18 protein-coding genes and 1 pseudogene are annotated in these 19,958 nt (G+C 64.1%); 12 read left to right on the top strand and 7 right to left on the bottom strand.

Going from position 1 to position 19,958, the window contains the following annotated elements:
- Window positions 1-153: 153 nt before the first annotated feature.
- Complete coding sequence (locus V1277_RS15075; protein WP_334417002.1) at window positions 154-576, bottom strand: hypothetical protein; 423 nt, start codon at window positions 574-576, stop codon at window positions 154-156.
- Between the two features lie 264 nt (window positions 577-840).
- Between V1277_RS15075 and rpmI the strand changes: the two genes are divergently transcribed.
- The 6 genes from rpmI (at window position 841) to V1277_RS15045 (ending at window position 6,369) form a co-directional block, all read left to right on the top strand.
- Entirely contained in the window at window positions 841-1,041 is a 201-nt protein-coding gene (gene rpmI / locus V1277_RS15070; protein WP_008539890.1) for a 50S ribosomal protein L35, read from the top strand.
- A 76-nt stretch (window positions 1,042-1,117) separates the two neighbouring features.
- Complete coding sequence (gene rplT, locus V1277_RS15065; protein WP_028347928.1) at window positions 1,118-1,477, top strand: 50S ribosomal protein L20; 360 nt, start codon at window positions 1,118-1,120, stop codon at window positions 1,475-1,477.
- Between the two features lie 225 nt (window positions 1,478-1,702).
- Complete coding sequence (gene pheS / locus V1277_RS15060) at window positions 1,703-2,785, top strand: phenylalanine--tRNA ligase subunit alpha (protein ID WP_334417000.1); 1,083 nt, start codon at window positions 1,703-1,705, stop codon at window positions 2,783-2,785.
- Window positions 2,782-3,171 (top strand): ASCH domain-containing protein, encoded by a 390-nt coding sequence (locus tag V1277_RS15055; RefSeq protein ID WP_442894488.1) that lies wholly within the window; start codon window positions 2,782-2,784, stop codon window positions 3,169-3,171. Before pheS ends, V1277_RS15055 begins: the two co-directional genes overlap by 4 nt.
- Window positions 3,172-3,180: 9 nt before the next feature.
- Window positions 3,181-5,589: a phenylalanine--tRNA ligase subunit beta gene (gene pheT / locus V1277_RS15050; protein WP_334416998.1), complete on the top strand. Its 2,409-nt coding sequence runs from the start codon at window positions 3,181-3,183 to the stop codon at window positions 5,587-5,589.
- Between the two features lie 9 nt (window positions 5,590-5,598).
- Window positions 5,599-6,369 (top strand): sulfite exporter TauE/SafE family protein, encoded by a 771-nt coding sequence (locus V1277_RS15045; protein WP_334416996.1) that lies wholly within the window; start codon window positions 5,599-5,601, stop codon window positions 6,367-6,369.
- 135 nt (window positions 6,370-6,504) lie between these two features.
- Here V1277_RS15045 and V1277_RS15040 read toward each other — a convergent pair whose 3' ends face one another.
- Together V1277_RS15040 and V1277_RS15035 are read right to left on the bottom strand one after the other, a co-directional pair.
- Window positions 6,505-7,173 carry an ATP-binding protein gene (locus V1277_RS15040; protein WP_334416994.1) on the bottom strand — a complete coding sequence of 223 codons (669 nt, stop codon included), beginning with the start codon at window positions 7,171-7,173 and terminating at the stop codon, window positions 6,505-6,507.
- Entirely contained in the window at window positions 7,173-8,570 is a 1,398-nt protein-coding gene (locus V1277_RS15035) for a flavin monoamine oxidase family protein (protein ID WP_334416992.1), read from the bottom strand. The genes V1277_RS15040 and V1277_RS15035 overlap by 1 nt, the downstream gene beginning before the upstream one ends.
- 189 nt (window positions 8,571-8,759) lie before the next feature.
- On the opposite strand from V1277_RS15035, the gene V1277_RS15030 reads away from it, so the two are divergent.
- Window positions 8,760-9,758, top strand: coding sequence for a YiiX/YebB-like N1pC/P60 family cysteine hydrolase (locus V1277_RS15030; RefSeq protein WP_334416990.1), 999 nt, complete (start codon window positions 8,760-8,762; stop codon window positions 9,756-9,758).
- Window positions 9,759-9,859: 101 nt separating this feature from the next.
- On the opposite strand, the gene V1277_RS15025 is transcribed toward V1277_RS15030, so the two are convergent.
- Window positions 9,860-12,010, bottom strand: coding sequence for a TonB-dependent receptor (locus V1277_RS15025; RefSeq protein ID WP_334420381.1), 2,151 nt, complete (start codon window positions 12,008-12,010; stop codon window positions 9,860-9,862).
- Between the two features lie 190 nt (window positions 12,011-12,200).
- Between V1277_RS15025 and nikR the strand changes: the two genes are divergently transcribed.
- Window positions 12,201-12,647 (top strand): nickel-responsive transcriptional regulator NikR, encoded by a 447-nt coding sequence (gene nikR, locus V1277_RS15020; protein ID WP_334416988.1) that lies wholly within the window; start codon window positions 12,201-12,203, stop codon window positions 12,645-12,647.
- 77 nt (window positions 12,648-12,724) lie between these two features.
- Here nikR and V1277_RS15015 read toward each other — a convergent pair whose 3' ends face one another.
- Window positions 12,725-13,000 carry a metal-sensitive transcriptional regulator gene (locus tag V1277_RS15015; RefSeq protein WP_057844804.1) on the bottom strand — a complete coding sequence of 92 codons (276 nt, stop codon included), beginning with the start codon at window positions 12,998-13,000 and terminating at the stop codon, window positions 12,725-12,727.
- A 50-nt stretch (window positions 13,001-13,050) separates the two neighbouring features.
- Here V1277_RS15015 and V1277_RS15010 point away from each other — a divergent pair.
- Window positions 13,051-15,448: pseudogene (locus V1277_RS15010) on the top strand (heavy metal translocating P-type ATPase).
- 284 nt (window positions 15,449-15,732) lie between these two features.
- Here V1277_RS15010 and V1277_RS15005 read toward each other — a convergent pair.
- On the bottom strand, window positions 15,733-16,671 hold the full coding sequence (locus V1277_RS15005; RefSeq protein WP_334416986.1) for a hydroxymethylglutaryl-CoA lyase: 939 nt from the start codon (window positions 16,669-16,671) through the stop codon (window positions 15,733-15,735).
- A 123-nt stretch (window positions 16,672-16,794) separates the two neighbouring features.
- Here V1277_RS15005 and V1277_RS15000 point away from each other — a divergent pair, with 123 nt between their 5' ends.
- Window positions 16,795-17,547 carry a sulfate transporter family protein gene (locus V1277_RS15000; RefSeq protein WP_334416984.1) on the top strand — a complete coding sequence of 251 codons (753 nt, stop codon included), beginning with the start codon at window positions 16,795-16,797 and terminating at the stop codon, window positions 17,545-17,547.
- 138 nt (window positions 17,548-17,685) lie between these two features.
- Here V1277_RS15000 and nth read toward each other — a convergent pair whose 3' ends face one another.
- Window positions 17,686-18,438 carry an endonuclease III gene (nth, locus tag V1277_RS14995; RefSeq protein ID WP_334416982.1) on the bottom strand — a complete coding sequence of 251 codons (753 nt, stop codon included), beginning with the start codon at window positions 18,436-18,438 and terminating at the stop codon, window positions 17,686-17,688.
- A gap of 23 nt (window positions 18,439-18,461) precedes the next feature.
- On the opposite strand from nth, the gene V1277_RS14990 reads away from it, so the two are divergent.
- Together V1277_RS14990 and V1277_RS14985 are read left to right on the top strand one after the other, a co-directional pair.
- Entirely contained in the window at window positions 18,462-18,983 is a 522-nt protein-coding gene (locus V1277_RS14990; protein WP_334416980.1) for a DUF2244 domain-containing protein, read from the top strand.
- A gap of 56 nt (window positions 18,984-19,039) precedes the next feature.
- The gene (locus V1277_RS14985) at window positions 19,040-19,936 is read left to right on the top strand and encodes a bifunctional helix-turn-helix domain-containing protein/methylated-DNA--[protein]-cysteine S-methyltransferase (protein ID WP_334420380.1); all 897 of its coding nucleotides are present in this window, start codon (window positions 19,040-19,042) and stop codon (window positions 19,934-19,936) included.
- The last annotated feature ends 22 nt before the right edge of the window (window positions 19,937-19,958 follow it).

Below are 19,958 nucleotides of genomic sequence, written 5' to 3'. Positions count from 1 at the left end.
GTTTTTGTTGGTGCCGATTGCGTTCCCCGGATGCTGCGCAGCGCGCCGCACTTGCGGCGTGGTGCGCTGCTGATCCGGGGTCCATGTGGCCCGCGGTCCCGGCTCTGCGATGCACCGCTCCGCGCTGCATCGCGTCCGGGACACGAGCTGGATCTAGGTCCGCGTGGCCTGCCAGGTGCCGCTACAGCGGTCACCGGTGATGATGCCGCTCCACGCGCCCGCCCCACTGATGCCGACGAGGCGGCCGCCGCCGCTGGCCTTGGAGGCGCCGACGGAAACCTTGACCGCAACCGCGCCGGTGCGATTGACCGAACCGGAAACCCGGCCACCGCCGGCCGATGACACGCGGTTACCGGCGACAGTAAACGGGACGCTGTATCCGGAACTGCAATTGCCCCGCGTCGTCGCGAAGATCACGTTCCAGGTGCCGTCATAGACACCTGCGGCCCTTCTGGTGGCCGCATCGGCACCACCAGGCGTGGCCGCGGCAAGCGCTGCGAGTACGGGAAGCCAGCGCAGGGAGCGCAGGCCGGGAAACGCGTTAAAACAGGCAATCGATCGCTGAAATCGGGTCATTCTTCCTGCTCCGCACCAAGGTGATTGATGACATCACGGCGTTGGTAACGGCACCGCCCCCCGCGGTTCATCGTTGCCATTTGGCGTTTCCTCTGCCATAAGCCCGACCTTCATCGCCCGGCTGATCAAGGGCTGCCGTGTCGATGTCCGTGCGGGTTGTCTCGCTTTTTGGGAAAAACCTGAGCACTTTCAACGCTCTAACGAGCATTTTAAGCCGCAAAAGCGCCCCTCGGGCGCGTTTTTCTGCGGCCACAGGAGAGCCAAATGCCCAAGCTGAAGACCAAGTCAGGCGCTAAAAAGCGCTTCAAGGTGACTGCCACCGGCAAAGTGATGCACGCCCAGCGCGGCAAGCGCCACGGCATGATCAAGCGGACGAAGAAGCAGATTCGTCAGCTCCGCGGCACCCGCGTGCTGTTCAAGACCGACGGCGACAACGTCAAGAAGTACTTCTTGCCGAACGCCTGATCGCGTTCACGTCATTGCAGCCGAGCCGCGCCCGCGCGGCGATCCCGTCATCTTATTCTGATCAAGGATACCAGTCATGTCTCGCGTCAAACGCGGTGTGACCGCTCACGCCAAGCACAAGAAAGTCTACAAGGCAGCCAAGGGTTTTTACGGCCGCCGCAAGAACACCATCCGCGCCGCCAAGGCCGCGGTCGAGAAGGCCGGGCAATATGCGTTTCGCGACCGCAAGCGCAAGAAGCGCACCTTCCGCGCACTCTGGATCCAGCGTCTCAATGCCGCCGTGCGCCCGTATGGCATGACCTACAGCGTCTTTATCAACGGCCTCTCGAAGTCGGGCATCACGGTGGATCGCAAGGTGCTGTCGGATCTCGCCATCAACGAGCCGGCGGCGTTCCAGGCGATTGCCGAGAAGGCCAAGGCCGCGCTGGCGGCCTAATTCGCAATCGCTGCGGCGTTCTTGCAATTCCGGTGTCATGACCCGCCTTGTGCGCATTGCGCACTGGGGCGGGGCATCCAGTAAACCACCGACCGACATTTTGACTCCGGGGGTTACTGGATCATCCGCCTTCCGCCTTCGCTCGTTGAGCTTCGGCGGACAAGTCGCGGATGGTGAGGGTCCCGTTTGGACTGCGAGCGCGCGTTGCCCAAAGGTACCGTCGCCATGTCCGACCTAGCTCAACTCGAATCCCAAATTCTCAGCCAGATCGCCGCCGCCGGCGACGAAGCCGCGCTCGAATCCGTGCGCGTCGCAGCGCTCGGCAAGAAGGGCTCGATCTCCGCGCTGCTCGCCACCCTTGGCAAGATGTCGCCGGACGAGCGCAAGACGCAAGGCGCCGCGATCAACCTTGCCAAGGACAAGGTTACACAGGCGCTCTCCGCACGGCGCGACATCCTGAAATCGGCAGCGCTCGATGCACGTCTGGCATCGGAGACCATCGACGTCACGCTACCGCTGCGGGAAAGTCCGGCCGAACAGGGCCGCATCCATCCGCTGAGCCAGGTCTTCGAGGAGGTCAACACCATCTTCGCCGACATGGGATTTGCGATCGCCGAAGGTCCTGATATCGAGACCGACGACTACAATTTCACGAAACTGAACTTTCCCGAGGGCCATCCGGCGCGGGAGATGCATGACACCTTCTTCTTCAATCCGAAGGAAGACGGTTCGCGCATGCTGCTGCGGACCCACACCTCGCCGGTGCAGGTGCGCACGATGTTGTCGCAGAAGCCGCCGATCCGCGTGGTTTGCCCGGGCCGCACCTATCGCATCGATTCGGACGCGACCCATACGCCGCAATTCCACCAGGTCGAGGGCCTCGTCATCGACAAGGGCTCGCATCTCGGCCACCTCAAATGGATTTTGCACGAGTTCTGCAAGGCGTTCTTCGAGGTCGACCATATCAACATGCGGTTCCGCCCGTCGTTCTTCCCGTTCACCGAACCCTCGCTCGAGGTCGACATCCAGTGCCGGCGCGACAAGGGCGAGATTCGTTTCGGCGAAGGCGAGGACTGGCTGGAGATTCTTGGCTGCGGCATGGTGCATCCGAACGTGCTGCGCGCCTGCGGCATCGACCCTGATGTCTATCAGGGCTTTGCCTGGGGCATGGGCATCGACCGCATCGCGATGCTGAAATACGGCATGTCCGATCTCCGGCAATTGTTCGAGAACGACGTGCGCTGGCTGTCGCATTACGGCTTCAAGCCGCTCGACGTCCCGACGCTCGCGGGGGGGTTGAGCACGTGATTTCAGTCCCTGCGAAATATCAGGGTTTGCGCTCCTTCGCGTTCGGCGATGGGCCGGAGCTTGCCGACGAGTTGCTCGACCTCGTGATCAAGGGCGCGAAGACTGCGACCTGCTCTACTGAGGACGAGCCGAACACGTCGACGCCGGGCGAGCAATGGATCGTGCTCGACGGGCGCCGCGCGCCGCGCTGCGTGATTGAGACGATCGAAGTCACTTACCGCCGCTTTCCCGAAGTGGATGCCGCCTTTGCCTATGAAGAAGGCGAAGGCGACCGCAGCCTCGCCTACTGGCGGCAGGCACACCGCAATTATTTCGGACGGCTGGGCAAGTTTCGCGAAGACATGATGCTGATGTGCGAACGATTCCGGCTGGTCGAGGTTTTCTAGGAACGTAAAATGAAATTCACGCTCTCCTGGCTGAAGGAACATCTCGACACCGACGAGCCGCTGGAAAAGCTTGCCGACAAGCTCACCATGATCGGGCTCGAGGTCGAGAGCATCGAGGACAAGGCGAAGGCGCTCGCGCCATTCTCCATCGCGCGGGTGATCTCGGCCGAGCAGCATCCCAATGCCGATCGTCTGCGGGTCTGCATGGTCGATACCGGCAATGGTGCTGCGCCGGTGCAGGTGGTCTGCGGCGCGCCGAATGCGCGCGCCGGGCTCGTCAGCGTGTTCTCGCCGCCCGGCACGTTCATCCCGGGCAAGAACATCACGCTCGGCGTCGGCACCATCCGGGGCGTCGAAAGCCGCGGCATGCTGTGCTCGGCGGCGGAGCTGCAGCTTTCCGAAGACCATGACGGCATCATGGAGCTGCCGGCCGACGCCCCGATCGGCAAGGGCTATGCCGAATGGGCAGGCCTCGGCGATCCCGTGCTCGAAATCAACCTCACGCCGAACCGGCAGGACTGCACCGGCGTGCACGGCATCGCGCGCGACCTTTCCGCTGCCGATATGGGCAAGCTGATCGATCCCGGCATCAGGCCGGTCAAGGGCGAATTCCCCTGCCCGGTGAAACTGACGGTGGAAGATGCGACGCTGTGTCCGGGCTTCGCGCTGCGACTGGTGCGCGGCGTCAAGAACGGTCCCTCGCCGGAATGGCTGCAGAAGCGCCTGGCCTCGATCGGCTTGCGGCCGATCAATGCGCTAGTCGACATCACCAACTTCATGACCTATGACCGCGCCCGGCCGCTGCATGTGTTCGACGCGAGGAAAGTGACGGGCAATCTCACCGTACGCCGCGCCAAAGAAGGCGAAAGCCTGCTGGCGCTCGACGGCCGCACCTACACGCTCGATCCCTCGATCTGCGTGATCGCGGATGAGCACGGCGTCGAATCGCTCGCCGGCATCATGGGCGGCGAGACTTCCGGCTGCGACGAGAATACATCAGACGTGCTGATCGAATCGGCGCTGTGGAACGCGATTAACATCGCGCAGACCGGGCGCAAGCTCGGCATCAATTCGGACGCGCGCTACCGCTTCGAGCGCGGCGTCGATCCCGCCTTCATGGTGCCGGGGCTCGAGCTTGCGACCAAAATGGTGATGGAACTCTGCGGCGGCACGCCGTCGGAGACCGTGGTCGTTGGCAATGCGTTCGGCGATGACCGCATCATCGACTTCCCGCTCGCCGAGGTGAAGCGCCTCGCGGGAATCGAGGTGCCGCTGGTCGAGATGCGGCGCATCCTCGGCCATCTCGGCTTCATGGTCGCCGGCAACGGCCCGGTGGTGAAGGTCGCCGTTCCCTCCTGGCGTACGGATGTGGACGGCAAGGCCGACATCGTCGAGGAAATCGTCCGCATCGTCGGCGTCGACAAGGTACCGATGACGGCGTTCGAGCGCGGCGACGAAGCGCGCAAGCCAGTGCTGACCACGATTCAGTCCCGCACCCGCCGTGCCAAGCGCGCCCTCGCCGCGCGCGGCATGGTGGAAGCCGTGACCTGGTCGTTCATCTCCAAGCTGCATGCTGAGATGTTCGGTGGCGGACAGGCAGAACTCGCGCTGGCCAACCCCATCGCTTCCGATCTCTCGGACATGCGGCCGAGCCTTTTGCCGGCCCTCGTCGCCGCGGCGCAGGCCAATGCCAACCGTGGTTGCTCCGACGTCGCGCTGTTCGAGGTCGGCCAGATCTTTAAAGGCGACAAGCCCGAGAACCAGTTCGTCGCAGCCTCTGGCGTGCGCCACGGCTTTGCGTCGACAAAGGGCATGGGCCGGCATTGGTCAGGCTCTGCCCAGACCGATGCACTCGACGCCAAGGCCGATGCGTTCGCGGTGCTCGCGGCGGCCGGCGCGCCGATGCAGGCGCTGCAGATTGTGCCAGGCGGCGCAAGTTGGCTGCATCCGGGTCGCTCCGGCACCATCCAGATCGGACCGCAGAACGTACTCGGCTATTTCGGCGAGCTGCATCCGCGCACGCTGGAGGCGCTCGGCGCCGACGGCCCGATGATCGCGTTCGAGGTGATCCTCGACCGCATTCCCGATGCCAAGAAGAAGCCGACCCGCGCCAAGCCGCTGCTCGAACTCTCCGCGTTCCAGCCGGTATCGCGCGACTTTGCCTTTATCGTCGATCGCGCCGTCAAGGCCGGCGACATCGTGCGCGCGGCGCAAGGCGCGGACAGGAAGCTGATCACGGACGTAGCCGTATTCGACGTCTATGAAGGCAAGGGCATCGATCCGGCCCAAAAGTCGATCGCGATCGCCGTGACGATCCAGCCGCGCGAGAAGACGCTGACGGATCAGGAGATCGACGCGGTAGCGGCGAAGATCGTGGCCGAGGTGACGAAGAAGACCGGCGGCACGTTGCGGGGATGAGCCCTCTCGATGAGCCCTCTCGGTCTCATCCCTTCCGACATCAGCCTCAACGCCGCCCTTGCGATCTGCGCGGTCGCCTTCGTCTCGGGAACGGCGCGGGGTTTTTCCGGGTTCGGGGCGGCGCTGATCTTCATGCCGCTGGCCAGCTCGTTCGCCGACCCGCGGCTGGTGGCCGCGCTGCTCCTGATCATCGATTTCGTCGCCGCCGCGCCGCTGCTGCCGAACGCGTGGGAGAAGGCTGACCGCAAGGCGACTGCGGTCATAGTGTTGGGCGCCCTGATTGGCGTGCCGATCGGCACCTATTTCCTGAGCCGCCTCGAACCGGTAACGACGCGCTGGATCATTTCCGTCTTCGTGTTCGCGCTGCTGTTGCTGCTGCTCTCGGGCTGGCGTTACCGCGGCAAGGACCACGTGGCGGTCTCGATCGGCATCGGCGGACTATCGGGCTTTTGCAGCGGGCTGGCCCAGACCGGCGGGCCGCCGATCGTCGGCTACTGGCTCGGCCGGCCGATTCCTTCCGTGATCGCGCGCGCCAACATCGTGCTGTTCTTCGGCGCCTCGGATTTGTTCTCCGCCGTGAGTTACACCGCGACCGGACTGATCACGATGGATGCGATCAAATTCGCGCTGGTGGTCGGCCCTGTCTACGGAATCGGCGTCTGGTTCGGCGCGTCGCTGTTCGGCAAGGCCAGCGAAACCGTATTCCGCTCGATCTGTTACGCGCTGATCGCGGCCGCGGTGATCTTCGGATTGCCTGTTCTGGATGGTGTGCTGAGATAGACGCAGACCCGTAGGGTGGGCAAAGGCGCACTTGCGCCGTGCCCACTATCACACGCGCCGTTTTGTGTCATGGTGGGCACGCTTCCGCCTTCGCTCGTTGAGACACGTCGCTTTGCCCACCCTACAATTCCTGCGCTAACTCACCACCAGGTCGCAATACGCATAACCATCACGCGCGACGCACTCTCCGGTCATCACCGTCACCTGCCGCGAGAACATCGGCCCTGCCACGACACAGGTGTGAAACTCGCCGTTCTCGCCGCAGGGGTCGACGCCCTCCGGCAGATCGGCGAGCAGCGTTGCATCGAATTTGCGACCGGCAAATTCCGCCGGCAGCTTCTTCAGATCGACGGTCGCGATATGGGCTTCCAGCCCGCTTGCAATCATCGCTCGCGCGAGTTCCGGCGTTGGCCGCTCCCAGAGCGGAAACACCGGTGTGATTCCGCTGCCCGCGAGCTTCTGTTCGCGATAGGCGCGGATGTCGGCCAGGAACAGATCGCCGAAGATCATATGCGTGACGCCGTCGGCAACCGCTTGCACGACCGCCTCACCCATCCGCGCTTCATAAATCTCGTTCGGACAGGGATAGGGAATTGGCACGATCCGCGGCGGCAGGCCGGCGGCTTCGCATTGCGCCTGCAAGATCTCCTGCCGCACGCCATGGATCGATACGCGGCCGAACGTCTCGGTCACCGTGGTCAGCGCGCCGACCACCTCGAATTCGCCCGCGCGCATCACTTCATGCAGCGCAAAGGCGGAATCCTTGCCGCTCGACCAGGAGATCAGTGCTTTGGGACGGGCCATCAGTTGCTCGGGGACGGTGCGCGCCGCCGCTGCTTCGCCGGCCGCGCCTCCGGTTCGGGGTCCTTCAACGCACCGATCCGCCGCAGTGCCGCCTCTGCCGCGCGTTCGCCGCTTTCCCAGGCGCCGTCGATCGTTCCCCACAGCGTTTCATGGGTCGCCTCGCCGGCGAGATACATGCAGCCAATCGGATCGGTCAGAACCTTTCGTGACGACTGCCCGCCAGGACCGGCTGCCGACATCGCGCCGAGCGTGAACGGCGCGGCGTTCCAGCGCGTCGCGCTCGATTTCGTCACCGCGGCGGCCACTTCGCTGCCGTACAGCTTCGTCAGCCATTCCACCGCAAACGCCACCATGGCCTTCTCGCCCTGCGCGGAAAGATCGCGGCCGAACGAGCCGCCGACATCGAGGGTGCAGAGCGACGAGCCGCCGATATTGGCTGATATCAGCGCCGTCTTGGTCGAATTGCTCTGCTCGATGACGACGTCGTCTCGGGCGAGGCCGAGCGGATTGCCCGCCATCTGCAGCGCGATCCGGTCGTAGCTGCCGAGACTGAGTTTCGAAGCCGCGTCGAGCATGCGCTTCGGGATGTCGGGCGCGAATTTGATATTGCCAGCCGCCAACACGTTGCTCGACACTGTGACAACGGCAGCGCGGGCGACGATCTTTCCGGCAGGTGTTTCCACAATTACGTCGCGGTTGCTCCAGACGACGCGATTGGCGGGTGTCGACAGCGCCACCGGCACCTGCTCGCCGAGTTTTGCGATCAGTGTGCCCAATCCCTGGCGGCAGCCGATCGCGATGTTGCGATCTTGCGCGCGCGACTTGTCGCCGACCGAGACGTCGTTCAGATCCTTGCCGGAGAAGCCGGCGCCCAGCACAAATTCTGCCGTGCCCGCCCAAACGCCGAGATCCTTCGGCAGCACGGAAGCACAGGAAACATCGAACCGCCGCGCGGCGTCGTCGATGGCGCGGTTGGCGCGTACCAGCGCCGCCAGAAACTCTTCGGTCTCGCCGGCGCGGGCATTGCGGCGGCCGATGCGGATCTTCTGGCCCGATGGCGCGCTCGTGATCTCGAGCCCGGCCGCCCGCGCCAGCTTGATCATCGGATTGGTCTCGGGATTGTGCATCCAGCGCGCGCCGCGGTCGAACGGTACGTCGAAAGTCGAAGCGTCGGTCTGGCAGCGGCCACCGATCTGGCTCGCCGCCTCCACCACGATCACCCTGCGGTTCGCCGCCATGATCCGCCGCGCCGCAGCAATGCCGGCCGCGCCTGCGCCGATCACCACGATGTCGGCATCCCGCGGCAAGGGCGCGGCCCCGGCACGCGCACCAGACAAAACCGGAACCGCCGCCAGGCCTGCGGACGCCGACAGAAAGGTGCGGCGGGTCAATGTCATGTCATGGTTTCCGGGACCTGAAGGACGCGAGAACAGCTAGCGAACTGTGCAGCATCTCACGTGACGCAGCAACACTCATGGTAAATCAATCATGATTGACCCGCCTCTCGCATGAACTAAATTGAAACGGCTTGCGACCATGATAAGGAAACAAAAAAAGCGGAAGAAAAGCCGCTCTGGGGGAGTTTCATGGGCGTAATGCTCGACACCATCGGCCAGTTGATTGCGGGCTACCTGCAGAAGGAAGTCCCGGGCTATGAGCCGTTCACGCCCAGCGACCCCGAACATCTGCGCGGCGTCATCGAGCCTGGCGACGTGCTGCTGGTCGAAGGCAACAACCGGATCTCCGGCATCATCAAATACCTCACGCAGTCCACCTGGTCGCATGGCGCGCTCTATGTCGGTCCGGTTGACGGCGCCACCGAGCCCGACGGCGAGCCGCATGTGCTGATCGAGGCCAATATCGGCGAGGGCGTCACCTCGGCGCCGCTGTCGAAGTATTTTCCCTATCACACCCGCATTTGCCGCCCGGTCGGCCTGTCCTACGAGGACCGCACCACGGTGTGCCGCTACGCCATCAACCGGATCGGCTTCGGCTACGACACCAAGAACATCGTCGATTTGATGCGGTATCTGATTCCGTTGCCGATACCGCAGCGATGGCGGCGGCGCATGATCGCGTTCGGCTCCGGCGATCCCACCAAGATCATCTGCTCGGCGCTGATCGCGCAGGCCTTCGACGCCGTGCGCTACCCGATCCTGCCCAAGATTACCCGCGCCGCCTCGCGAAAGGCCCGGCGCGAAATCCTGCATATCCGTGATTCCTCGCTCTACATGCCGCGCGATTTCGACATCTCGCCCTATTTCGAAGTCGTCAAACCCACCATCGTGCACGGCTTCGACTACACGGCCCTGCACTGGGCCGACAAACAGAAGCCGCTCCCGGAGGTAGCGGGCCAATTCGGTGTGTTTCCAGAGGTCAAGTCGCCGCCGCTTGTTCCTGAAGAGATTGACGAAGAGACGCCGCTTCCGGCTGCGGCTGAAGAAGTGACTGTTGAGGAAGTCACCGTCGAAACCGCGATGATCGAGCGCATCACCGTGTCGGAACATTATCTCGCCGTCGAATATGTCCCGGTCCGCCCGCCGGAGCGCCGCATGAAGCCGCGGACATCGGAGATGATGGCGTAAAAGACCGTAGGGTGGGCAAAGCGCAGCGTGCCCACCATTTCAAGCAGCAATCGGGATAAATGGTGGGCACGGCGCAAGGGCGCCTTTGCCCACCCTACAAATCAAAGCCTCCCAGCCAGCGTCAGCCTCACGGCCAACGGCTCGGCGGGATGGACATGGCGATCCGCGACGCCGCCGATCGTCTCGCCCGGCAAGCGCGACAGGTAGTAGTACTCGATCTGGTTGGTCTTCGCGTTGAAGAGATTGAGCACGTCGAGCTGCAGCCGCAGGCCATTGTCGAATTTGTAGCCAGCGCGTGCATTGAAGATCAGCGATGACTGCGAGCGGACGCTGTCGTCCTCGATCAGGGGACGCGGGCCGAAATAGCGTGCCCGCAGCGCGCCGAACCAGCCGGCCTCACCACCGAATGTCACACCGCCGCTCGCGACCCATGCCGGCGCGCCCGGGATGAAATTGCCGGCCGGATCGACATCGGTGAAGAGAGCGCGGGTGTAGGCGACATCGAAGTCGAGCCGCATCCACGGCAACATCTGATATTGGTTGGTCCATTCCACGCCGACGCGCCGGCTGGGCCGGCTCGGTTCGGTGGTGCCGGCATCGCCGACAAACAGCAGCTCGGAATCGAAATCCAGCACGAACACCGCAAGCGAGCTGGCAAGGCCTTCAATCGCTTTGGTACGGATGCCGATCTCGGCGCCCTTCGACCGTACCAGCAGCGGCACGCGATCCTGCGGCGTCACCTTGTCGATCGGATCGACGGTGATGGTCGTCCCCCTGATATCGTTGGAGTGCAGGCCGTAGCCAGCATTGCCGTAGAACTCGGTCCGGTACCAGGGCCCCAGCACGAATCCGGCCTTCGGGCTCGCCATCGACGCCTGCGCGTTGCCGGAATTTTGCGGCGTATCGCTCGTGACACGGCCCGCAAAATAATCCTCGCGGATGCCAACCGTGGTGCGCAGCCAGTCGGTCCAGCGCGCCGTCGTGTCGGCCCACAGGCCAATGTTGCCTTCCCTCACGTTGTCTTCGCGAACGGTCGAAAGCGTCTCGCGCTGCAACGTCTTGAACAGGCCGACACGGATATCATCGCTGCGCGTCTGTAGTCCGACGCGGGTCTGCGTTTCGATCCCGCCCACGCGTACATCGAAGGCGTGGCTGGCGTTAAGGCCATAGACCGTGCGCCGGTCCATCTGGCTGAACTGATCGCCATTGACGGGATCGTCGAGAAAATAGGTGAAGTTGTTGTAGAGCCGCAGCGACGAGTTGATCACATAGGCGTTGGCCTTGCTCTGCCCGTATTCGCTCGACTGCGCCCAGTTGCTCGACAGCGAGAACCGGCTCGAGACGCCGCCATCGGTCGGATCGAGCGTCCCGAACCGGCCGATCACGCCGTGGTCGATCGCGCGCTGCGCCACTTGGTCGGTCGAATTCCAGCCGTTTGAATAGGCCATGGCCGACAGCGTAAAGCCGTCGGTGGCGGTGCCCTGGCTGTAGCGCAGCACGCCGTTGAGCTTGCGCACATTGTCGGGTGCGTCCCATGGACCATTATATGCGACGCCTTCGAACGCGCTGAGCAATGTGCCTGCGCCGACCGCCGTCGATCCCGCCGCCAGCGCGCGGCGATAACCGAAACAGCCGAACGTCAGCTCAGTGATGTTCTTCGGCAGCCGATTGACATAGTCGATGGCGACAGCGCCCGCGGACGCGAAGTCGCCTTGGTCGGCGAAGTACGGTCCCTTGCGGACGCTGATCGACCGCACCAGTTCCGGAATCAGGAAGTTGATATCGGCATAGCCCTGACCGTGACCATGGCTCGGCATGTTGACCGGCATGCCATCAACGCTGATGGCGAGATCGGTGCCGTGATCGAGATTGAAGCCGCGCAGAAAATACTGGTTGGCTTTGCCCTCGCCGGAATGCTGGGCAACGATCAGCCCCGGCACAACCTCCAGCGCCTCGCCGACGCGCGAAAAGGGCCGGGCGTTCACCTCCGCGCCAGTGATTGTCGTGGCGCTGGCGGCGGTCGGTTGCAGATATGCCGGCCCTGCCGTCGCGGAGCCGGACGTCACGCCGCCGCTGGCGGGCGGCAGAACAGGTGCGCCCGGCTGAACGACGGAGGAATTTCGGGCGGCTTGGTGAGGACGCGGCGGCTTGGCCCGGTTGCGCGGGCGCGCTTCGGGAGGATTTATTGTCACAGCAGGAAGCCGGTCGGCCCCTGCGGCAGCGACGCTCTGCGCGTCCGCCGGCGACGCCATCGCGAGCAGTGATGCGGCGGCGGAAAATGCTCCCCAAGCAGATCGACGCAACGCTCATGCCCCTGCATGATAACTGCTACAATCGGCGCGTGCGACCGCATCAGTTCGACTTAACCCGGCGCTTCACGCTAGCAAGCGCAGTATGACGATACAATAGGAATATCATACTGGAGCCAGAACGGAATTTTCCATGCAACGGATTACGATCACGATCGAAGACGAGCTGCTCGCCGAGATCGACGCGGCGGCGGAAGCCCGCGGCTACCAGAACCGCTCCGAGATCATCCGAGATCTCGCGCGCGCTGGCCTGCAGCAGAGCGCCGAGAACGCCGTGCCATCGGGCCAATGCGTTGCCGCACTGGTCTACGTCTACGATCACGCCGCGCGGGACCTATCAAAACGGCTGGTACAGAATTTCCACGGCCATCACGATCTGTCGCTGGCGACACTGCATGTGCATCTCGACGATGATAGCTGCATGGAGGTGACGGCGCTGAAGGGCGGGAGCGGTGAGGTTCGGCACCTGGCCGATCACATCATCGCCGAGCGCGGCGTGCGCTATGGCCGCGTGGTGATGATCCCGACGGCCTCGGGCAAGAAGCCGCGGGCGCGCAGGCACACGCACCGGCACGACTGACACTGATCTGGATCAAGGCGCGCGGCTGGCTCGGAAGCGATAGTAGCCGACCATCTCACGAGACCATTGCCGCGATGCTACCGGTCAGAGCGCCCGATCACGTCCATCAGTTCAGCGATCTTTTCGCGCTGGTCGGCCTTGTTGCCGCTGGTGATGGCGTGCTCGACGCAGTGCGCCACGTGATCCCGCAGCACCTCCTCCTCGACGCGCCGCAGCGCGGCCCGGACGGCGGAGATCTGGGTGACGATGTCGATGCAGTAACGGTCCTCATCAACCATTCGTGACAGGCCGCGGACCTGGCCCTCGATCCGGCTGAGGCGCTTCTGACAGGATGCCTTGATGTCTTTTCGCATGCGGCTTATATACCCCTACAGGGTATAGGTTTCAAGTGCCGGAGATGATGATGAACAACAATGAAAACGCCGATCGAAACGGCGCGTCAAAGAGCGCCTGCTGCGGCGGGCATGGCCACGCCAGTCACAGCCACCACGGCCATCAAGCCGCCGGTTCGGCAACCGTGCGCGATCCCGTCTGCGGCATGACCGTCGACCCCGCGACCAGCAAGCACCGCTTCGACCATCACGGCGAGACCTTTCATTTCTGCTCGGCCGGCTGCCGCACCAAATTCGCCGCCGATCCCGTCGCTTATCTCGAGAAGGACAAGAGGCCGAAGGCAGCCGTGCCGGAGGGCACGATCTACACCTGCCCGATGCACCCGGAGATCCGCCAGGTCGGCCCCGGAAGCTGCCCGATCTGCGGCATGGCGCTGGAGCCGGAGGTGGCAAGCCTCGATACGCCGCCCAATCCGGAACTCGCGGACATGACGCGCCGCTTCTGGATCGGCCTCGTGCTTGCGTTGCCGGCCGTCGTTCTGGAGATGGGCGGCCATCTCGTCGGCGGCCATGACTGGGTCGACCAGACGCTGTCGAACTGGATTCAGTTCGCGTTTGCCACGCCCGGTCGTGCTCTGGGCGGGCTGGCCGTTCTTCGTGCGGGGCTGGCAGTCGCTGGTGACGCGCAATCTCAATATGTTCACGCTGATCGCGATGGGCACGGGCGTAGCCTATGTCTACAGCGTGATCGGCACCGTTGCGCCCGGTATCTTCCCAGCCACCTTCCGCGGCCATGGCGGTGCGGTCGCGGTCTATTTCGAAGCGGCGGCGGTCATCACCGTGCTTGTGCTGCTCGGCCAGGTGCTCGAACTCCGCGCCCGCGAAGCGACGTCAGGCGCGATCAAGGCGCTGCTGCAGCTTGCGCCGAAGACCGCCCGCCGGATCGGCGACGACGGCACGGATCATGAGGTCGAGATCGACGCGTTGGCGGTGGGCGACAAACTACGCGTCCGGCCGGGCGAGAAGGTGCCGGTCGACGGCGTCATCCTCGAAGGCCGCTCCTCGCTCGACGAAGCGCTGGTAACGGGCGAATCCATGCCGGTCACCAAGGAGCCTGGCAGCAAGGTCATTTCAGGCACGCTCAACCAGTCCGGCGGCTTCATCATGCGCGCCGACAAAGTTGGCCGCGATACGCTGCTCTCCCAGATCGTGAAAATGGTGGCGGATGCGCAGCGCTCCCGCGCGCCGATCCAGCGGCTGGCCGATCAGGTTTCCGGCTGGTTCGTGCCCGTTGTCATCGCCGTGGCGTTACTGGCGTTCGGCGCCTGGGCCTGGTTCGGACCGGAGCCGCGCGTGGCATTTGGCCTGGTCGCGGCCGTCAGCGTCCTCATCATCGCCTGCCCCTGCGCGCTCGGCCTCGCCACGCCGATGTCGATCATGGTCGGCGTCGGCCACGGCGCCCAGGCCGGCGTTCTGATCAAGAACGCCGAAGCGCTGGAGCGCATGGAGAAGATCGACACGCTGGTGGTCGACAAAACGGGCACGCTGACCGAGGGCAAGCCGAAGGTGGTCACCATCGTGACGGCAGGCGGATTTAGCGAGAACGATATTCTGCGGCTGGCGGCGAGCGTCGAACGGGCCAGCGAACACCCGCTGGCCGATGCCATCGTGCGGGCAGCCAGGGAACGTAATCTCGATCTCGGCAAGGTGGACCAGTTCGACTCGCCGACCGGCAAGGGCGCCACCGGCCAGGTCGACGGCAAAACCATCGTTCTCGGCAATGCGAATTTCCTGCAGTCCCTCGGCATCGATGCCAGCGCGTTGAACGAACAGGGCGAACGTCTGCGCGGCGACGGCGCAACGGTGATCAACATGGCCGTTGATGGCAAGCTTGCGGGATTGTTCGCGATCGCCGACCCCGTGAAGGCATCGACACCCGACGCCCTGAAGGCGCTGGCGGCCGAGGGCATCAAGGTCATCATGCTGACCGGCGACAACAGGACCACGGCGAACGCCGTCGCACGCAACCTCGGGATAGCAGATGTCGAGGCGGAAGTGCTGCCCAATCAGAAGAGCGCGGTAGTCGCAAAGCTGCAGAAGGCCGGCAAGATCGTTGCGATGGCAGGCGATGGCGTCAACGACGCGCCGGCACTCGCCGCAGCCGAAGTCGGCATTGCGATGGGCACGGGAACGGACGTTGCGATGGAAAGCGCCGGCGTCACGTTGCTGAAGGGCGATCTCGGCGGCATCGTCCGCGCGCGCCGACTGTCGCAGGCGACCATGCGCAATATCAGGCAGAACCTGTTCTTCGCCTTCATCTACAACGCCGCCGGCATCCCAATCGCCGCCGGCATTCTCTATCCCGCGTTCGGGCTATTGCTGTCACCGATCATCGCGGCGGCGGCAATGGCGCTATCGTCGGTCAGCGTCGTCGGCAACGCGCTGCGATTGCGGATGACGCGGTTGTAGTGCAGGGCCTCGACGACACTAGGTAAAGTGCGACACTCTCACCGCACGAACGGTGAGCTCCCTCCCCCCTTGCGGAGGAGGGCTGGGGAGAGGGGTTCTCTCCACGAGCACGGACCGGACAGATCGTCGACAGTCTTGCCCACGATTCCCGTTGACAATAAGCACCGCCGATGCGGCCACCCCTCTCCCTAACCCTCCCCCGCAAGGGGGGAGGGAACATACCTCCCGTGTAGAAGCGCCGTCGCAAGCCAACTCAGTCGACGCCTATCACGTCGCCTTCCCGCTCACGCCGCCTTCCCGCGCGGCAATCCGGCGCGTGCCAGACCGCCATACAGCGTCTCATCCGGCATTTCCGATTTCAGAATGCCGCGCACCGCGATCAGCTTTTCAATATCGATGCCGGTCTTAAATCCCTTGCTCTCGCACAGGAACACCAGATCCTCGAACACCACGTTGCCGGTCGCGCCCGGCGCGAACGGGCAGCCGCCGAGGCCGCCGAGCGACCCATCGAGCACGCGCGCGCCGGCATCGAGCGCGGCGGAAGCATTGGCGATTCCCATGCCGCGCGTGTCATGCAGGTGAATGCAGATCGGCTTTGCACCTGCGATCTTCACAGCGCCCGCGACCAGTTCGCCGACCTGCTTCGGCCCGGCATAGCCGACCGTGTCGGCGATCGCGACCATGTCGACGCCGGTCTCGAACAGCTTTTCCGTCAGCCGCAGCACTTCGGCAGGGTCTACGGGACCTACGATCGAACAACCCAGCGCCATCGAGATCGCGGCGTTCACCACCGGTCTGTGCGCGCTGGCGTCGCGGAGTTCGCAGAGCCGCCTGACGTTGGCGATCGCTGACACCCGCGACCGGTTGGCGTTAGCCTGGCTGTGTTCCTCGGTTGCCGAGACCACGGTTGCCACTTCGGCCACGCCGGACGCCAGCGCCTCGTTGGCGCCGCGCTCGTTCAGCGTCAGCGCGACGCCGTAGGCGCCGGGAAGCGACGCCACGGTCCCGATGATGTCGCGCACATCGGCGAATTGCGGAAACGTCTTTTGCGGCAGGAACGAGCCAACCTCGAAATGACGCACACCCGCGGCATACTCGTCACGTATCCAGCGCTGCTTGACGGACGTGGACGGAAATGTCTTCACGAGCTGCAGCCCATCGCGCAAGCCCACCTCGCGCAGCACGATCTTGTTGTCGGGATAGATTTCCTGGACACGGGTCATCGCAACCTCATGCGGTACTGTTTTTGACGGCAGTCTCGCCTCCCGGGAGGGGGCAGGCTCTTGCCGAAGCCCTTGCGGCTATCTACCTCTCGCGAGGGCTTTTTCACAAGAGGCAGAACCGCCATGTTGGACGCCGCCGTCAAGGCGCTTTTGCAGATCCTGTCGCCGCCGATGCGCACCATCCTGTGGCGCTCGATCGGGCTGGCGCTGGTGCTGATTACGGTGCTGGCCGTCGGCTTGCAGCGCGCATTGAGCTGGTTCGCTGAGTACGGCGAAGTCTGGGCCGAGGCGATGCTCGGCCCGGGCTTCCACACGTCGCTCAATATCCTTTCCTGGATCATCTCGATCGCGGCCGGCCTTGGCGTCGTGCTCGGCGGGATCTTCTTGATGCCGGCGGTCACCTCGCTGGTTGCGAGCGTGTTCGTCGATGACGTCGCCGAGCATGTCGAGCGCGAGCACTATCCGGCGGAGCGTCCCGGCGATGCTCTGCCGTTCGGCGTCGCCATCCCCGAGGGCATCAAGACGGCGCTGCTCACCATTCTGGTCTATCTGATCGCCCTGCCCTTCGTGCTGTTCGCAGGCGCGGGCTTCCTGATCTTCTTCATCGCTACCGCGTGGCTGCTGGGCCGCGAATATTTCGAACTCGCCGCCATGCGCTTTCGCCCGCCGGCGGAAGCTAAGGCGATGCGCAAGGACCACGCGGCGACCGTGTTTACCGCGGGCCTCTTCATAGCGGCGTTCGTGTCGATCCCGATCGTCAATCTGGCGACGCCGCTGTTCGGCATGGCCTTCATGGTCCACATGCACAAGCGGTTATCGGGCCCGCGGCCGGAGTTGATCGAGCCCGCGCGCAAGCCAGGCATGCCGGTGGGGTGATTGGGTCAGGCATTCCGGGATGGTCCGCAGGACCAGACCTCAGATGCGCAATTGCGCATCGGGGAATCTCGAGATTCTCAGGTGCGCAATTGCGTACCATGGTTCGACGCTTCGCGCCGCCCCGGAATGACGTTATCCTCACACCGTCTTTTCCGGCCACCGACACAGATCGTTGATCAAGCACACCTCGCAGCGCGGCTTGCGGGCGAGGCATGTATAGCGCCCGTGCAGGATCAACCAGTGATGGGCGTGCCGCATGAATTCCGGCGGGATCACTTTTTCCAGCCCTAGCTCCACCTCGAGCGGCGTGTTGCCGGACGCGAGACCGGTGCGATTGCCGACGCGGAACACATGCGTATCGACCGCCATGGTGTGTTCGCCATAGGCCATGTTGAGCACGACGTTGGCGGTCTTGCGCCCGGCACCCGGCAGCGATTCGATTTCAGCGCGGGTGCGCGGCACCTCGCCGCCGAATTCATCAATCAGCTTTTGCGATAGCGCGATGACGTTTTTCGCCTTGTTGCGATAGAGCCCGATGGTCCTGATGTAGTCGCGCACCTTGTCTTCACCGAGCGCCAGCATTTTCTCCGGCGTATCGGCCACCGCAAACAGCGCGCGCGTCGCCTTGTTGACGCCGGCGTCGGTCGCCTGCGCCGACAGCACCACCGCCACCAGCAGCGTGTAGGGATTGAGATGTTCGAGCTCGCCCTTTGGCTCCGGATTGGCCTTGCGAAATCGGCTGAATGCCTCGTGGATCTCGGCCGGCGTCCAGGCTTTCGGCTTCGGCGACTTCTTCGCCTTGGGCAACGACTTGGCGGCCTTCTTCGTCGGCTTCTTCGGCACGGACGGAACATTGGTCTTGGCGCCGGAAGCGCGGATGATTTTGGCCATGATCGGGGATATACTGATACGCGATGACCGCAAGCAACGACTTTGATCCGACGCTTGACCAGCCGACGCTGTTTTCGGCGCGGGTGACGCCGCATCGCTCGCTGAACCGCACCGGCTTTTTGGTGCTGATGATTTTCATCAGCACCGTGAGCTTCGTCGCCGGCATCGCATTTTTGCTGATGGGCGCCTGGCCAGTGGTCGGCTTTTTCGGCCTTGATGTGCTGGTGATCTATTGGGCGTTCCGGGTCAATTTTCGCAGCGCTGATGCCACCGAGGACATCATGGTGACGCCAACGGAGTTGCGCGTCCGGCGGGTCAGCCATCGCGGCCATCTGATGGAATGGTCGTGCAATCCGCTCTGGGTGCAGTTGGAGCAGACCGGCGACCCGGAATTCGGCATCGAGCGGCTTTACCTGGTCTCCCGCGGCCACCGGGTGTCGATCGGCCAAGTCCTGGGACCCGACGAAAAAGCCAGCTTTGCCAAAGCCTTATTGGCCGCACTACAGGTCGCCAAGCGCGGGCCGACCTATAATCCGGTGGCTTGAGGTGCTTGTCAGAAATCGGGTGGTTTGGAGGCCGCATGCGCCCTAAATCAGAACCCATGATGATATCAGCCATACATGACCAGCGCCTGGCCAAGCCGGGCCACCAGAGTGCCGCGCTGCGCGACTATGACTCGGTGCGCCGCGCCATCGCGTTCATCTCGGAACATTGGCGCACGCAGCCGACCATCGAGGCGATGGCGGATGCCGCCGCCGTGACGCCGGACGAACTGCACCATCTATTCCGCCGCTGGGCCGGACTGACGCCGAAGGCGTTTATGCAGGCACTCACTCTGGACCATGCGAAGGGCTTGTTGCGCGATTCCGCGAGCGTGCTCGATGCCGCGCTCGACTCAGGCCTGTCTGGCCCGGGCCGGCTGCATGATCTCTTCGTCACCCATGAAGCGATGTCGCCGGGCGAATGGAAGAATGGCGGCGCCGGCATGACACTGAGTTACGGGTTCCATGCTTCGCCATTCGGCACGGCCATCGTGATCGCCAGCGAGCGAGGCCTTGCGGGGCTCGCCTTCGCCGATCCCGGTGACGAGCCGACAGCGTTCGCCGACATGAAGCGGCGCTGGCCGAATGCGACCTATGTCGAAGACCATGACGGCACCTTCGACCTCGCGCAACGCATCTTCGATACGCGGCTGTGGCGGCCGGACCAGCCGCTGCGCGTGGTGCTGATCGGTACCGATTTCGAGGTACGGGTGTGGGAGACGCTGTTGAAGATCCCGATGGGCCGCGCGGTCTGTTATTCCGACATCGCCACCAAGATCAAAAACCCGAAAGCCTCGCGCGCGGTCGGCGCCGCGGTCGGCCGCAACCCGGTGTCGTTCGTGGTGCCCTGCCATCGCGCCCTCGGCAAAGGCGGCGCGCTAACCGGCTATCACTGGGGCATCACGCGCAAGCAGGCGATGCTCGGCTGGGAAGCGGGGCAGGTAGGATTGCATTGACGTTGTAGGGTGGGCAAAGGGG

The organism is Bradyrhizobium sp. AZCC 1588, from assembly GCF_036924735.1.
In the GTDB taxonomy this organism is placed as follows: Bacteria; Pseudomonadota; Alphaproteobacteria; order Rhizobiales; family Xanthobacteraceae; genus Bradyrhizobium.
The sequence above is the reverse complement of the archived record's forward strand: the minus strand, read 5'-3'. Positions and strand labels throughout refer to the sequence as shown.

Bases quoted from the DNA above. Each gene is read 5' to 3' on its own strand.
- V1277_RS15015 (WP_057844804.1), bottom strand. From the start codon at position 13,000: ATGCGAAAAGACATCAAGGCATCCTGTCAGAAGCGCCTCAGCCGGATC.
- nikR (WP_334416988.1), top strand. From the start codon at position 12,201: ATGCAACGGATTACGATCACGATCGAAGACGAGCTGCTCGCCGAGATC.
- V1277_RS15040 (WP_334416994.1), bottom strand. From the start codon at position 7,173: ATGGCCCGTCCCAAAGCACTGATCTCCTGGTCGAGCGGCAAGGATTCC.
- V1277_RS15025 (WP_334420381.1), bottom strand. From the start codon at position 12,010: ATGGCGTCGCCGGCGGACGCGCAGAGCGTCGCTGCCGCAGGGGCCGAC.
- V1277_RS15075 (WP_334417002.1), bottom strand. From the start codon at position 576: ATGACCCGATTTCAGCGATCGATTGCCTGTTTTAACGCGTTTCCCGGC.
- V1277_RS15030 (WP_334416990.1), top strand. From the start codon at position 8,760: ATGGGCGTAATGCTCGACACCATCGGCCAGTTGATTGCGGGCTACCTG.
- V1277_RS15005 (WP_334416986.1), bottom strand. From the start codon at position 16,671: ATGACCCGTGTCCAGGAAATCTATCCCGACAACAAGATCGTGCTGCGC.
- rpmI (WP_008539890.1), top strand. From the start codon at position 841: ATGCCCAAGCTGAAGACCAAGTCAGGCGCTAAAAAGCGCTTCAAGGTG.
- nth (WP_334416982.1), bottom strand. From the start codon at position 18,438: ATGGCCAAAATCATCCGCGCTTCCGGCGCCAAGACCAATGTTCCGTCC.
- pheT (WP_334416998.1), top strand. From the start codon at position 3,181: ATGAAATTCACGCTCTCCTGGCTGAAGGAACATCTCGACACCGACGAG.
- pheS (WP_334417000.1), top strand. From the start codon at position 1,703: ATGTCCGACCTAGCTCAACTCGAATCCCAAATTCTCAGCCAGATCGCC.
- V1277_RS15045 (WP_334416996.1), top strand. From the start codon at position 5,599: ATGAGCCCTCTCGGTCTCATCCCTTCCGACATCAGCCTCAACGCCGCC.
- V1277_RS15035 (WP_334416992.1), bottom strand. From the start codon at position 8,570: ATGACATTGACCCGCCGCACCTTTCTGTCGGCGTCCGCAGGCCTGGCG.
- V1277_RS14990 (WP_334416980.1), top strand. From the start codon at position 18,462: ATGACCGCAAGCAACGACTTTGATCCGACGCTTGACCAGCCGACGCTG.
- rplT (WP_028347928.1), top strand. From the start codon at position 1,118: ATGTCTCGCGTCAAACGCGGTGTGACCGCTCACGCCAAGCACAAGAAA.
- V1277_RS15000 (WP_334416984.1), top strand. From the start codon at position 16,795: ATGTTGGACGCCGCCGTCAAGGCGCTTTTGCAGATCCTGTCGCCGCCG.
- V1277_RS14985 (WP_334420380.1), top strand. From the start codon at position 19,040: ATGATGATATCAGCCATACATGACCAGCGCCTGGCCAAGCCGGGCCAC.